At 62.1% G+C, this 13,229-nt stretch carries 12 protein-coding genes and 1 tRNA gene; 3 read left to right on the forward strand and 10 right to left on the reverse strand.

Annotated elements, in window-relative coordinates:
• Nucleotides 1-4 precede the first annotated feature (4 nt).
• Together ggt and ACR0LZ_RS00540 are read right to left on the reverse strand one after the other, a co-directional pair.
• Complete coding sequence (gene ggt, locus ACR0LZ_RS00535; protein ID WP_480747811.1) at nucleotides 5-1,798, reverse strand: gamma-glutamyltransferase; 1,794 nt, start codon at nucleotides 1,796-1,798, stop codon at nucleotides 5-7.
• 114 nt (nucleotides 1,799-1,912) lie between these two features.
• Nucleotides 1,913-2,899 carry a 2-hydroxyacid dehydrogenase gene (locus ACR0LZ_RS00540; protein WP_480748082.1) on the reverse strand — a complete coding sequence of 329 codons (987 nt, stop codon included), beginning with the start codon at nucleotides 2,897-2,899 and terminating at the stop codon, nucleotides 1,913-1,915.
• Between the two features lie 172 nt (nucleotides 2,900-3,071).
• On the opposite strand from ACR0LZ_RS00540, the gene ACR0LZ_RS00545 reads away from it, so the two are divergent.
• The 3 genes from ACR0LZ_RS00545 (at nucleotide 3,072) to ACR0LZ_RS00555 (ending at nucleotide 4,801) form a co-directional block, all read left to right on the forward strand.
• The gene (locus ACR0LZ_RS00545; protein ID WP_480748083.1) at nucleotides 3,072-3,560 is read left to right on the forward strand and encodes an SH3 domain-containing protein; all 489 of its coding nucleotides are present in this window, start codon (nucleotides 3,072-3,074) and stop codon (nucleotides 3,558-3,560) included.
• Nucleotides 3,561-3,643: 83 nt separating this feature from the next.
• A complete protein-coding gene (locus ACR0LZ_RS00550) occupies nucleotides 3,644-4,636 on the forward strand; it encodes an NADPH:quinone reductase (protein WP_480747812.1) in 993 nt (330 codons plus the stop codon).
• Between the two features lie 90 nt (nucleotides 4,637-4,726).
• A tRNA-Gln gene (locus ACR0LZ_RS00555) sits at nucleotides 4,727-4,801 on the forward strand.
• 280 nt (nucleotides 4,802-5,081) lie between these two features.
• Here ACR0LZ_RS00555 and ACR0LZ_RS00560 read toward each other — a convergent pair.
• The 8 genes from ACR0LZ_RS00560 to ACR0LZ_RS00595 all read right to left on the reverse strand — a co-directional run bounded on the left by ACR0LZ_RS00560 (nucleotide 5,082) and on the right by ACR0LZ_RS00595 (nucleotide 13,203).
• Nucleotides 5,082-6,758: a recombinase family protein gene (locus tag ACR0LZ_RS00560; RefSeq protein ID WP_480747813.1), complete on the reverse strand. Its 1,677-nt coding sequence runs from the start codon at nucleotides 6,756-6,758 to the stop codon at nucleotides 5,082-5,084.
• Entirely contained in the window at nucleotides 6,755-7,192 is a 438-nt protein-coding gene (locus ACR0LZ_RS00565; protein ID WP_480747814.1) for a DUF2924 domain-containing protein, read from the reverse strand. Before ACR0LZ_RS00565 ends, ACR0LZ_RS00560 begins: the two co-directional genes overlap by 4 nt.
• On the reverse strand, nucleotides 7,192-7,425 hold the full coding sequence (locus tag ACR0LZ_RS00570) for a DUF3489 domain-containing protein (protein WP_480747815.1): 234 nt from the start codon (nucleotides 7,423-7,425) through the stop codon (nucleotides 7,192-7,194). The genes ACR0LZ_RS00565 and ACR0LZ_RS00570 overlap by 1 nt, the downstream gene beginning before the upstream one ends.
• 255 nt (nucleotides 7,426-7,680) lie before the next feature.
• Nucleotides 7,681-9,228, reverse strand: a complete 1,548-nt coding sequence (locus ACR0LZ_RS00575) for a Na/Pi cotransporter family protein (RefSeq protein ID WP_480747816.1) — start codon at nucleotides 9,226-9,228, stop codon at nucleotides 7,681-7,683.
• Nucleotides 9,229-9,384: 156 nt separating this feature from the next.
• A complete protein-coding gene (locus ACR0LZ_RS00580; RefSeq protein WP_480747817.1) occupies nucleotides 9,385-10,179 on the reverse strand; it encodes a phosphodiesterase in 795 nt (264 codons plus the stop codon).
• Between the two features lie 3 nt (nucleotides 10,180-10,182).
• Entirely contained in the window at nucleotides 10,183-10,992 is an 810-nt protein-coding gene (locus ACR0LZ_RS00585) for a carbohydrate ABC transporter permease (RefSeq protein WP_480747818.1), read from the reverse strand.
• Nucleotides 10,989-11,882, reverse strand: coding sequence for a carbohydrate ABC transporter permease (locus ACR0LZ_RS00590; protein ID WP_480747819.1), 894 nt, complete (start codon nucleotides 11,880-11,882; stop codon nucleotides 10,989-10,991). The genes ACR0LZ_RS00585 and ACR0LZ_RS00590 overlap by 4 nt, the downstream gene beginning before the upstream one ends.
• Nucleotides 11,883-11,946: 64 nt before the next feature.
• Nucleotides 11,947-13,203, reverse strand: coding sequence for an ABC transporter substrate-binding protein (locus ACR0LZ_RS00595; protein ID WP_480747820.1), 1,257 nt, complete (start codon nucleotides 13,201-13,203; stop codon nucleotides 11,947-11,949).
• Nucleotides 13,204-13,229 lie beyond the last annotated feature (26 nt).

The raw sequence follows: 13,229 nt of genomic DNA on the forward strand, positions 1-13,229 counted from the left end.
CGGTTCATTCGCCCAGCGCGATGCCTTCGCGACGCGGGTCCGCCCCGCCTTTCAGCACCTCGCCGATCTCGATGGCGTGCAGGCCAGAGGTCAGATCGCGCGCGTTGACCTCATAGCCCAGCGCGGTCAGCGGTTCGGTCAGTTCGGTCGCGGCGGTGTCCTGTTCCACGTCATAGGTGCCAAATCGATTGACCAGATGCGGCAGGGCCAACGCCTGTTGCACATCCATGCCCCAATCCGCCCACGCGATGATGGATTTGGCCACATAGCCGATGATCCGGCTGCCGCCCGGAGAGCCGATGGCCAGCACCGGCTTGCCGTCCTTCATCACGATGGTCGGGCTCATCGATGAACGTGGCCGCTTTCCGGGTTCCAGCCGGTTGGCGATGGGTACACCGTCAGCATGGGTGCGGAACGAAAAATCGGTCAGTTCGTTGTTGAGCAGAAACCCGTTCGCCATCAGGCGCGAGCCAAAGCCGTTTTCGATCGTCGTGGTCATCGACAGGACATTGCCCTGCGCGTCCACGATCGAAATATGCGAGGTGGACGGAAATTCGATCGATTGATCATCGGCCCAGATCAGGGCGTGATCGAATTCGGGAGTACCGGGGGCCACGTCGGACAGGGCCGCGCCGGTGTCCAGCAGCGCGCCGCGCCCGCTCAGATAGGCGGAATCGACCAGCCCCTTGGTCGGCATCGGCACGAAATCACTGTCGGCCATGTACCGGCCCCGATCCGCAAAGGCGAGGCGCGAGGCATCGCCGATCAGCCGCCACGCTTCGGCGCTGGTTGGACCAAGCGCTGCCAGATCATAGCTGTCGAGCATCCCCAGGATCTGTCCCACCGTCAGCGCCCCCGACGAAGGCGGCCCCATGCCACAGACCTCATAGGCGCGATAGGCAGCGCAGACCGGCGCACGCTCGATCACCTGATAGAGCGCCAGATCGACACCGGACAGGACACCGGGATTGCCGGGGGCAGAGCGTACGGCGCTGACGATGCCCGCCGCGATGTCACCGCCGTAAAACCCCGCCGATCCCTCGGCGGCCAGTGTTCGCAGCGTTTCGGCATAGGCAGGGTTTTTCAACGTGTCGCCTTCGGCTACGGGCTGCCCACCCGGCAGGAAATAGTCGGCAGTTGCCGGGAACCGGGCCAGCCGCTCGGCATCGGCGGCAACCAGACCGGCGAGGCGCGGAGAGACGGCAAAACCGCCCTCGGCCAGCCCGATCGCATCATCGAACAGCGACGGCCACGGCTTGCCGCCCCAGCGGCGGTGCGCCGCCTCCAGCAGCGCGGGCGTGCCGGGGGTGCCCACGGACAGACCGCCGACAACCGCATCGAAGAACCCCAGCGGTTCGCCATTTTCGTCCTGAAACAAGGTCGGCGTCGCCGCGCGCGGCGCGGTTTCGCGGGCGTCCAGCGTGGTCAGCTCGCCGCTTGCAGCGTCATACCAGACAAGGAACGCCCCGCCGCCCAACCCCGAGGATTGCGGCTCGACCAGCCCCAGAACGACCTGCACCGCCACCATCGCATCGGCCGCCGTGCCACCCGCGCGCAGCACCCGCGCCCCGGCTTCGACCGCCAGTGGATTGGCGGCCGCCACCATCCAGTTCGCTGCCTCGACCGGTTGACCGGCGTCCTTGGCCGCCAGAGCATCCTTTGCGGCCTGCGACAGCGTCTCGACCTGACCCGAGGTTGCCAGTTCCGGGGCCACGGCATCAGCGGTCTGCTGCGCCAAAGCGGGCGAAACCGACAGCATGGCGGCCATGAAATAACTGGAAATACGGTGTGTGCGCATGTTTTCCTCCTGACAATCAGACTGTGCGAATACCATTGACCGGCGCCGCAGAACGGCCCGGCCTGACAACAAAACCAAAAACGCCCGGCACAAATGGCCGGGCGCCGGGGTCGTTCAAAGCATCGACGGCACGACCTGATCGGGCGGACGGTGGCCGTCCTCGAAGGTCTTGATGTTGATGATGACCTTCTCGCCCATCTCGATCCGGCCCTCGATGGTGGCCGATCCCATGTGCGGCAACAGCACCACGTTGGGCAATTGCCGCAGGCGCGGGTTCACGTTGGTGCCGTGTTCATATACGTCCAGCCCCGCCCCGGCGATTTCATCCGCACGGATCAGGCGGGTCAGGGCATTTTCGTCGATCACCTCACCGCGCGAGGTGTTCACGATCACGGCAGACGGTTTCATCAGTTTCAGACGGCGCGCGTTCATCAGATGAAAGGTGGACGGCGTCGACGGGCAGTTGACCGAGATCACGTCCATCCGCGCCACCATCTGATCAAGGCTGTCCCAATAGGTCGCCTCCAGCTCTTCCTCGACCTCGGGGCGCAGGCGGCGGCGGTTGTGGTAATGCACCTGCATGCCAAAGGCCCGCGCGCGTCGGGCAACGGCCTGACCGATCCGCCCCATGCCCAGAATGCCAAGGCGGCGGCCACCGATGCGGCCACCCAGCAAAGCGGTCGGCGCCCACCCTGTCCAGTCGCCTTTCTGCATCACCGCCAGGCCTTCGGGAATGCGTCGCGTGACGGCGAGGATCAGCGCCATGGTCATGTCGGCGGTATCGTCGGTCAGAACGCCGGGCGTGTTCGACACCAGTATTCCCCGCTGCCGTGCGGTCGATACGTCGATATGATCCACCCCGGCCCCGTAATTCGCGATCAGCCGCAACTGTTCACCCGCCTGCCCCAGCAATCCTGCATCGATCGTGTCGGTCACGGTCGGCACCAGCACATCGGCGGTTTTCACCGCCTCGACAAGCTCGGTTCGGGTCATCGGCGTGTCATCTTCGCGCAGACGCACATCAAAGAGTTCACTCAGCCGGGTTTCGACGGCTTCGGGCAACCGTCGCGTTACGACAACACTCAGACGTTCTCTTGGCACTTCGGCCCTCCCACTGCTTTGCAATCCTGCGCGCGCCATGGCATCGTGGCGCAGGATCAGGCGGGGCACAAGAACCCCAAGCTGAATTGACGCAGCCTTTTTTCAAAACCGGATCAACAGGCATAAGAGCAGGCAGGCAGTGAGGCATTCGGTATCGGTGAAACGCCAGTATCTGGCGCTGTTTTCGACTCTTCTCATCGCGTTCGGCATTTCCGCCGCGAGCGCCGAGGAAAAACGCGGTCAGGTCACCAACCTGCCGCTGCCCCGTTTCGTGTCGATGAAAGCCAACGAGGGCAACGTCCGGCGTGGCCCGTCGCTGACCCACCGAATCGACTGGGTGTTCAAACGCCGCGACATGCCGCTGCAGATCACCGCCGAATTCGGCAACTGGCGCCGCGTGCAGGACCGTGACGGCGCCGGTGGCTGGGTGCATTACGCGCTGTTGTCAGGCGCAAGGACGGTGCTGATCGAACAGGACATGGTTCCGATCCATTCCCGCCCCGATCCCGCTTCGCAGGTCAACGCCCGGTTCGAAACCGGCGTCGTCGCCCGACTTGGCACCTGCACCATCGACTGGTGCCGGATCTCGGCCGGGGGCTATCGCGGCTGGACGCCGAAAACCAACCTCTGGGGCGTGGCGGCTGACGAGATCCGCGAATAGGGCCGAAATCGCCGCGCCGTGGGGTCTGGCCTTCGCCGCATATCGCGTTATCGTGCCGGTCTCAGCCCCTGCGGAGAGACCACATGAAAGCCATCACCTACAGCAGCTTTGGCCCGGCGAAGGACGTCCTGACACTCACCGAACTGGATCCGCCCAAACCCGCCCCCGGCGAGGTGCTGGTCGATCTGGAGTATTCCGGCGTGAACCCGTCCGACGTCAAGGCCCGCGCCGGGGCCCGGCCCGGCGTCACCAGGCCGCCCTTTCCCGTCATCATTCCGCACAGTGATGGCGCAGGAGTGATTTCCGCCGTAGGTGACGGCGTGCCGCAGACCCGCATCGGCGAGCGCGTGTGGATCTGGAACGGCCAGTGGCAGCGCGCTTTCGGAACCGCTGCCCAGCAGATCGCGCTGCCCACGGAACAGGCGGTACGCCTGCCCGATGCAGTGTCGCTGGAAACCGGGGCGGTTCTGGGCATTCCGGGCCTCACCGCATGTCACACGGTGTTTTCCGGCGGCGACGTGGCGGGGCAGACCGTTCTTGTTCAGGGCGGCGCAGGCACCGTCGGCTATCTCGCGGTGCAGCTTGCCAAATGGGGCGGCGCCAAGGTGATCGCCACTGCCGCGCCCGCCAGTTTCGACCGCGTGCGTGACGCCGGGGCGGATGCCGTTGTCGACTATTCGGACCCCGATCTGCCGCAACAGATTCTGTCCGCCAATGGCGGCCGGTCCGTGGACCGGATCGTCGAGGTCGAATTCGGCCTCAACGTCCGGACGGACACCCAAGTCATTGCCGAGAACGGCCGCATCAACGCCTATGGCTCGGCGGCGCAGATGTCGCCCACCCTGCCGTTCTATCCGCTGATGTTCAAAGCGGTCACGCTTGAGATGACGCTGATCTATCTTCTGCCGCCTGCCCTGCGCGCCGCGGCCATTGCGAAACTGACCGGCGCGCTGAACGCAAATGCCCTTCGCTGCCCCGTCCAATCCATCCACGGCCTCGCCGATTGCCACCTTGCGCATGAGGCCGTCGAGGCCGGAAAACGCACCGGTGCGGTGCTTTTGAAAACCGCGGATTGAGCACCGGAAAAAATGAATGCCAAGGCTCACATTTTTTGCGAAATGGGCCTTGAACCCCGCCAACAAGAGTCGTAGATAGCCGCTCACCGTTGGGGTGTAGCCAAGTGGTAAGGCAACGGTTTTTGGTACCGCGTACCGTAGGTTCGAATCCTACCACCCCAGCCACCACCTTCTAAGTTATTGATATAATGTAGATTTCTGGAATTCAGCGCGTCGTTTCGGGCGCCTTCAGAGGTGTTAATTTACCCCAGACCGACAGATCTCCGATGTTCTGCCCGTTTCCTCGAAAAGTCTGGAATCGCCATTTCCGCGGTAGCAGTTTGGGCACATGTGATGGGTGTAGCATCGCCCTTTTTCCAGGAAAGATTGCAACGCGTCACGGCACGGCGCTGAAGTATCCGTTCGCCGGATACCGACGCGTGCAACGTTCTGATTATGCGAAGATTTACAGAGTAGCGAAGGCGTCGCGCTGTTCGGTCCAAATCGGCGAGAAGGCATGCCGCTTGAGCCAGTCTGACGTCATGCCGACGGGCTGCCGTCCTTCTCGAACGGCACGGATGACGTCCGGCGCCAGGAAGACCAGTTCGATCAGTTGCTGGACGCGCCGTTTGGAGACGGCTTCGATCCCAGCAATTTCAGCAAAGGTTTTCCCTGACCGGACCAGATCAAAATACCGATGCGCGCGGGCGATGTTGCGCAGAAGGGTGGTGTCGATCTCCGGCTGCGCATCGCCGATGATGAGTTTGGTTTCCACGCCGCGCTTGCGATGCTGGAATGGGGCTTTGATTACCAACAGGTCTTCGACGATGCGCGATGGATCGACATCAAGAAGATCAGCGAGAGGCTCGCCTGACAAGGCGATGCGGATATCGCCGGGCGCGATATCGATACGGTCAATCAGGATCAAACAATGGCGTTTCGCATCTTTGACGTCGGCGGTGTCACCCTCTGACAATTTAGATAGTCGGGATCCGACCCTGGCGGTTTCGTCTGCAGTGGCGTCTTGCAGAATGCCCGCGAGAACCTCCGGCTGGTTCAGATGCTGGCGGATTAGATTAGCGACCTTGTCTTCCAGCTCCGCAGCCGGCAACCGCCAGCCAGACGGATCGCGCGGCGCCGTTCCCCGGACCAGCCTATGCGATACATAGTATCTAAGCTTGCGACCCTTCGCCGTTTTTGAATAGCTGGGCGTGAGGCGATCCCCGGTCTGATCGAAAATCTTGCCAGCCAGCGGTGAAGCTGAGGCTCTGGCACCCTTCCGGTTCCGCTTCTTGAAGGTTCGGTCCTTCAACGCATCCGATCCGAGCTGGTCCTGGATACTGTCCCAAACCTCCGGATCAATCAGCGGCGGATGCTGTCCGGGATAGACTTTCGCGTGATGCCGGATGCGCCCGGCATAGACCGGGTTAGTCAGGATGTAGTGGATGTGACCATAGCTGAAAGGCGCCCCGCCTTTTACTCTACCCGAGATCAGTGTGCGGACAGGTGTCTTCAAGCCGAGGGCATCAACCGCTTCTTTGACGACACGCGCGTTGCGATGCTCGAGATAAAGGTCATAGATCGTCCGGATGGTGTCCGCATCCGGCTCCGCGATCTTCAGCGACCGACCATCGGCGGCATAACCCAAAGGCACGGTGGCACCCATCCACAGGCCCTTCTTCTTCGAGGCCGCGATCTTGTCCCGGATGCGCTCAGCGGTCACTTCGCGCTCGAACTGGGCAAAGCTGAGCAGCATGTTCAGCGTCAGCCGCCCCATGCTGGTGGCCGTATTGAAAGACTGGGTGACGGAGACGAAGGAGGTGCCCGCGGCATCCAGTCGTTCCACCATCTTGGCGAAGTCCGCCAGTGAACGCGTCAATCGGTCGATCTTGTAAACGAGGATCTGATCCACGGTACCCCGGTCGATATCGGTCAGCAGGCGCTGCAAGCCAGGCCGCTCCATGCTGCCACCAGAAAGGCCTCCGTCGTCATAGCGTTCCGGCAGCAGGATCCAGCCTTCCGCCTTCTGGCTGGCGATGTAGGCCGCACAAGCCTCATACTGGGCATCAAGGGAATTGAACTCCTGCTCCAGACCCTCCTCGGAGCTTTTGCGGGTGTAGATAGCGCAGCGGATCTTCTTCATGAGTGAGGCCCTGCCTGACCGTTCAGTCCAAAGAAACGCGGCCCGGACCATGTCGTGCCGGTGATCTGAAGCGCGATAGCGGACAGGGATTTGTAGTGATCGCCATTCATCAGGAAGCCGTCGTCCCGCACCTCCACCTGATACCGCCGGCCATTCCACTCCCGCACAAGCTGCGTACCGGTTTTGATCACGGGTGCGGGCGGCTTGACGGATTTGCCGCCAGCAGCGGCCTTCATTGTGCGCTTCACCTCTGTGGTCAGGCCACCGAAGGCCCGACACTGTTCATGCCAGATCAGCGCCTTGCGCATGAAGATCATCGACAGGAAGTGTGGCGGGGCGTCGCCAAACGCCGCCGCCCAGGCCACGCGCAGGGCCGCCCGGTCCATCTGACCGAGGTTTTCCCAACGCGCGGCGATGTCCGCATTGCCGGCCATCAGGCGGCATCCGCGGGTTGTGCCGTGATACGGTAGCTCAGGGGTTTCCCCTCCCCCGGTTTCTCAGCGGAAATCTCGAACCCCGCCTTACGCAGGCCGGTCAGCGCCGCCCGCGTCGTATGGGACTGCCAGCCGAGCTTGTCGCTGATCGTCGTAACATCCGCACCAGCCTTGCGGGTCAGCAACCGGATCAGCTGCGCTTTCTTGGTTTTGGGTTTGCTCTGCTTTGTCATTCCATCTTCTCCTTATTCCGTTCACGCAGGACCGACGTGATCCTGCTACTGAGCAAAGCCCGGAGCCCCGGGCGGAGAAGGCGGCGCGCGGCGCCAAGTGCGTCGCGACACCCACAGTACCGCTCCGTTTGGCCCACAAGTCCAGTGGAATCATGACCGTCTGACGTGGAAATGCAGGCTTCCGACGAGCGCAGTTCCGGGATTTTTTTCGAGCGGACTATACTCCGAGAGGACGCGGCATCGTATTTATTGAGGTCAAGCAGTCGACAGGCGGCTTTCCAAAAGTTCGCCCTTGTTCTCGAGCAGAGGGTAGGCGGTCATGGCGAACGACGTATTAAGTGCCTTTAGCGCCCTCAGCAAATCAAGGTGGATCGCGCTCGTCTCGAAAGTCTCAGCCAGACCCTGGCGCAGGCGCTTGAGATGGCGTCTTTGCAAGTCTTGCTCCAATTCGCGGACTGCCTGTTTTTGCTCAACGAGTTCGCGCGCCAGACCTATGTCTTCCGACATGAGAACCGATATGCCGTGCTGAACGTTTCGCAGAACGAGATCGTAGAAATCTGACAGTTCGCGTGAGCCCTCGGGTGAAAAATTCACGCCCTCCCTATGCCGCAGTTCCGCCAGGTCAACCATTTTACGAGCGATCATGTCGGCCCCGGCCTCAAGGTTGACCGCAATGCCCGAAAGATCAAAGCTGCGCGTGCCGGTGTCCTCTTCGGGGTCAGTGCTGCGAACAGCCGACAGATACACCCGGACATCGAGCGAGGTCTGGGCTATCGCCTCCATCTCGCGCCGCAGCCGTCCCGAGACGGCGGCGTCGTAGGTCTCGAACAATCCCATTGCGTCACGGAGCATCGCCTCAATGCGGTTTCCCATTTCTACGATTTCTCGCAAGGCGCAGCCGAAGGCCCGCTTCGGATCGTTTTGGGCCGCCGGATCAAGTGCTGTACGCCGGACCAATTCGACGTCGGTTGGTGGTGCATCTGGGATCACCAAACCGGCGAGACGCATCATCTGTCGGGCGAAGGGAAGGCAGACAATCAGCACGATCAAATTGTAGGCGAGGTGTAAGCCGAGCGCCTGCTGGCCGATCCCTGAGCCAAGGCTCGCCGTTGGCAGGTCGAACCGGATCAAAAGGAACAACGCCAGCGCCGCCCCGCCGCCCCGTAGAACCACGTTCGTCCAAACAACCCGGCGAACGATCGCCGCCGAATTGAGTGTGAGGAAAAACGCGATCATCGAACCGCCCAGGTTCGCGCCCAGCACCATCGCGAACGTGGCCTGCGCTGGCATGATGTTCTGCGATGCAAGTGTGACAAAGATCAGGATCGCTGCCACGCTGGAATGTACCAGCCAGGCGAACACGGCCCCGACCAGAAAGGCCGTGGCAACGTCTTCGGCAAGGTAGAGCGTGACGGCGCTCGCTCCCGCGCTTTCCGTCAGGGGAAGGCTGGCGGATCGTATGAGATCGAGCGAGACGAAGATCAGGGAAAGACCGATCAGGATCCTGCCAATCTGCCGCAGGCGACGTCCGGAACTCTGCAAAAAGATCGCAACCCCTGCCAAAAGCAGAATAGGCGTCAGGAAGGCAATCCGGGAATTGAGGATCAATGCGACCACCGCAGATCCCAAATCGGCCCCGAGAATGATCGCCAGTCCGGCCAGGCTTCCGATGGCGCCTGCGGATAGGAACCCCGCCATCAGCATCGCGACAGCGGTCGAGCTTTGCATCAGGATCGCTGCTCCGGCACCGGTCAGCGCTGCGGCGATCCGGTTCGAGGTCGAGCGGCGCAACCAAAGGCGCATGTGTTGTCCGAAAGCGCGTTCGAAGCCGGGTCCGCACCAGCCGCACCGCCCAGATCAGAAGGGCTGCGGCAGCGGCGATGTTCAAAAGGAAAATCAGCGGGCTTTCATGCATCGAAGTCTTCACCGGTCATGGGGGAAGCGCCCTCTCTCGTGCTGTCAGAAACCATGGGGACCATCGCCATTGTCAAGCGGCAATTCGATCCAGGTATTATCGACGGTGTCGATGACAGCGCACCCCAGCGGGCACGTCATAAAGCCGACCGGCGCCTCCGCGCGCCGGTCCAGACGGAAAGCACTGCAGGTCGAAGGTGCGGTAGCGACCGGGTGCTGACCGAGCATCCCGTGGAAAACACCGTGCACGTGGCCCGCCACCAGCCGCAGTGGACCGGGATAGCGCGAAACGACCGCCTTGAGCGCTTCCGCATCCGCCAGCCCGATCGCATCCATGAAACGGATGCCGGTGCGCAACGGCGGGTGATGCAGCGCCACGATGACCGGCTTGCCACCGGCATCGGCAAGTGCGCGCGACAGATGGCCGAGGCTTTCCGGCCGGACCGTACCGCCGCCTTGGCCCTCGATCAGCGTGTCGATCCCGACGATGCGCGCGTCCTGCAGGTCGTGCGCCCAGTCGATCCATCCAACGTCGGGCATGCCCGGCATGTCGCGGAAAGCCGCGCGAAATGGCTCGCGCGCGTCGTGATTGCCGGGAATGGCGAGCACGGGCAGCCTCAGTCGGTCGAGTTCAGCCTGTGCGATCTGGTAGCTTTCCGGCGTCCCGTCGTCGCTGACATCCCCGGTCACGAGCACGGCATCCAGTGGCGCGAGCGCGCCGAGCCGCTCAACCAGCGTGTCGATGGCCGCACGCAAAAGGGCATTGGTGTCGAGCACGCCTGAGGCCAGCGCCCCCGGGCGAACGGTGTGCAGGTCGCTCAGCTGCAGAACACGCGCCATGCGTTACTTGATCCCCGCGCGCAGGAAAGCTTGCACGAACTGGCGCTGGAAAACGAGGAAGGCGACCAGCAGAGGCGCCACCGACATCATCGTGGCCGCCGAGATCACCGAGATGTCGACGCCGTTCTCGGGCGCTCCGAAGATCGAGAGCCCCACGGTCAGCGGCCGCGTGTCTGGGGAATTGGTTACGATGAGCGGCCACAGGAAGTTGTTCCAATGGGTTGAGACCGACACCAGCGCGTAGGCAAGATAGGTCGGGCGCGCCAGCGGAACGTAGACCCGCCACAGGATGCCGAACCAGCCGCAGCCTTCGACCCGCGCGGCCTCGTGCAACTCGATCGGCACCCCCTTGAACGCCTGACGCATCAGGAAGATGCCGAAGGCCGACGCCATGTATGGCATGCCGACCCCGAGGATCGTGTCGAAGAGACCAAGGCGGGACACCATGGCGTAGTTCTCGACGATCAGCACTTCGGGCAGGATGAAAAGCTGCATCAGCACAAGGATGAAGACGAAGTCGCGCCCCGGAAAGCGTACCTGCGCGAAGGCGAAGCCTGCCAGTGTCGTCACGAAGAACTGGCCGATCAGGATCACCGTCACCAGCAGGAAGGTGTTCAGGAAATACCGTAGCCAGGGCGCGCCGGCCCAGGCGGTGCGGAAGTTGTCCAGCGTCCACGGCGCGGTGAGGTTGAAGTTTACCGAGTCCGACGTGGTGTGGAACGCCGCCCAGAAGGCGAAGACCAGGGGCGAAATCCAGATCACCGCCAGCAAGAGCGCGCCAAGGCTTTCGATATGTCTGGAAATGCCGCTCATTGGTAATGGGTCCGCTTGTCAAGAATGGTGAACTTGATTCCCGCGACCACGCCAAGCACCACCAGCACAAGGATCGTCATCGCCGCCGCGTGCGGTGCATCGAAGAAGGCGAAAGCCATTTCCCAGATGTAGTAGAGGATCAGCTTGGAGGCGTCGTTCGGCCCGCCCTTTGTCAGGATGAAGAGGTGGTCGATCAGTTTTACCGAGTTGATGAGCGCATTAACCATGATGAAAAGCGTCGTCGGCATCAGCAACGGAAAGACGATGCGTCGCGTATAGGTCCAGCGCGAGGCGCCCTCGATGTCTGCGGCTTCCTTGAGATCCTCGGGGATCGTCTGCAGAGCCGCAAGGTAGAAGATCATGAAGAACCCGGCCTCTTTCCAGATCGTCACGATGATTACGGCCCAGAGAGCGGTTTCCGGTTGCCCCAGCCAGTTGACGGACGGCAGGCCGAAAAGGCTGCCGATCTGGTCGAGAACACCAAGGCCCGGCGTGTAGAAGAATAGCCACAGGTTCGCCGCGGCGATCATGGGAAGGACGGTTGGTGTGAAGTAGGCGGTGCGGATGAAACCGCGCGCAGGGATCTTTGAATTGGCCCAAAGCGCCATGCCAAGTGCGATGGCGATAGAAATCGGAATGGTCGCGCCCGCGTAAATCAGATTGTTGGTCACCACCTTCCAAAAAGTCGGATCAGCAAACAGATCGGTATAATTTTCAGCACCAACGAACTCGGACGGGCGACGCCGGGTCTCGCGACTGAAAAGGCTCGACCAAAGCGTCGCGAGTGAGGGATAGAAGGCGAAAGTCGTCAGAAGAATCGCGGCTGGTGACAGAAGGATCCAACCGTAGACCGCCTGCCTGCGGCGTTCGTCTGTGACGTGATCGGCCATGTCCTGTTCCCTTGTCTTGCAGGTTCGCGGACGCCCCGTTCGCACGGGGCGCCCACAGGGAGGATTACTGGTAGTCCCGGAGGAGGCGCACGGCAGCTTCCTGCGCTTCGGCCAGCGCATCCGCCGGCGACTTGGCACCGGTCAGTGCCGCCTGGATAGCATTGTTCAGGCCTTCGCGGACTCGTGCCGTCTCGAAGGTCGAGAATTCGGCCACGGCGTGCTCAAGCTGGTTGCGGGCGACCAACGCCGGCGGGAACTCTGCGGTGTAGGCCTTGAGCGCTTCGGTCTCATAGGCTGCCGGAGAGACGCCCATGTAACCGGTGCCGATCGACCAGGCGGCGGCCTGTTCAGGCGAGGTCATGAACTCGATCAGCTTGAGGGCCGCTGCCTGCTCTTCGGGAGTGGTATCCTTGAAGACGTAGAAATTTCCGCCGCCGGTGGGCGACCCCTTTCGGACGTTCGCTGGCAACTCGGCCACGCCGAAATCGAAGGCAGCGCTGTTCTTGACTGCCGTCAGGTTGCCGGTCGAATGCCACATCATCGCGGTCTGCCCTTCGAGGAAGGCCTGCCGCAGCGTGCCCCATTCGACCGTGCCTTCGGGCATGATGCCGTGTTCTGCGCTCAGCGACTTCCAGAACTCCAGCGTCTCGACCACAGCCGGATCGTCGAAGTAGGTGGTCAACCCGTCATCGGACATCACTTCCTTGCCGTTCTGGATCGCCAGCGCCTGGAACATCCAGTAAGGATAGCCGGTCGAGGGGATCATCAGCCCGTAGGTGCCATCCTTGGTCAGCGCCTTGCCCATCGAGATCATCTCGTCCCATGTGGTTGGCGGAGCTTCCGGATCGAGACCGGCAGCCTTGAACATGTCCTTGTTGTAATAGGCCACGATGGTCGAGCGCTGGAACGGAATGCCCCAGGTCTTGCCCTCGACCCGGCCGTTCGCCATCAGCGCGGGATAGAAACTGTCAAGCCAAGCCGGGTCCACACCTTCGATGTCCTCGAAAGCCACGATCAGGTCCTGCTCGATCAGGTCGTAGGCATCGATCGAGAACATCACCGCAAGCTGAGCCGGTTCCCCCGAAGCCAGCGCCGACAGCGCCCGGACGCGGGTATCATCGTAGTTGCCGGAATAAATCGCGTTGACCTTGATATCGGGGTTGGCAGCCTCGAAATCAGCCACGATTCCGTCGACAACTTCGGTTAAAGCACCGCCTACAGCGATGGGATAATACATCGTCAGTTCGGTCTCGGCAGATGCCGGAGCCGAGAGACCGACCACAGCAGCAGCCGCTAGCCCTAATTTTGTGAATTTCGTCATGTTTTCCTCCCTTTGAGTTTTTGGTC

Source organism: Ruegeria sp. CI1, from assembly GCF_056536925.1.

Coding starts and splice junctions, on each gene's coding strand:
- ggt (WP_480747811.1), bottom strand. CDS start 1,798: ATGCGCACACACCGTATTTCCAGTTATTTCATGGCCGCCATGCTGTCG.
- ACR0LZ_RS00550 (WP_480747812.1), top strand. CDS start 3,644: ATGAAAGCCATCACCTACAGCAGCTTTGGCCCGGCGAAGGACGTCCTG.
- ACR0LZ_RS00560 (WP_480747813.1), bottom strand. CDS start 6,758: ATGAAGAAGATCCGCTGCGCTATCTACACCCGCAAAAGCTCCGAGGAG.
- ACR0LZ_RS00565 (WP_480747814.1), bottom strand. CDS start 7,192: ATGGCCGGCAATGCGGACATCGCCGCGCGTTGGGAAAACCTCGGTCAG.
- ACR0LZ_RS00570 (WP_480747815.1), bottom strand. CDS start 7,425: ATGACAAAGCAGAGCAAACCCAAAACCAAGAAAGCGCAGCTGATCCGG.
- ACR0LZ_RS00575 (WP_480747816.1), bottom strand. CDS start 9,228: ATGCGCCTTTGGTTGCGCCGCTCGACCTCGAACCGGATCGCCGCAGCG.
- ACR0LZ_RS00580 (WP_480747817.1), bottom strand. CDS start 10,179: ATGGCGCGTGTTCTGCAGCTGAGCGACCTGCACACCGTTCGCCCGGGG.
- ACR0LZ_RS00585 (WP_480747818.1), bottom strand. CDS start 10,992: ATGAGCGGCATTTCCAGACATATCGAAAGCCTTGGCGCGCTCTTGCTG.
- ACR0LZ_RS00590 (WP_480747819.1), bottom strand. CDS start 11,882: ATGGCCGATCACGTCACAGACGAACGCCGCAGGCAGGCGGTCTACGGT.
- ACR0LZ_RS00595 (WP_480747820.1), bottom strand. CDS start 13,203: ATGACGAAATTCACAAAATTAGGGCTAGCGGCTGCTGCTGTGGTCGGT.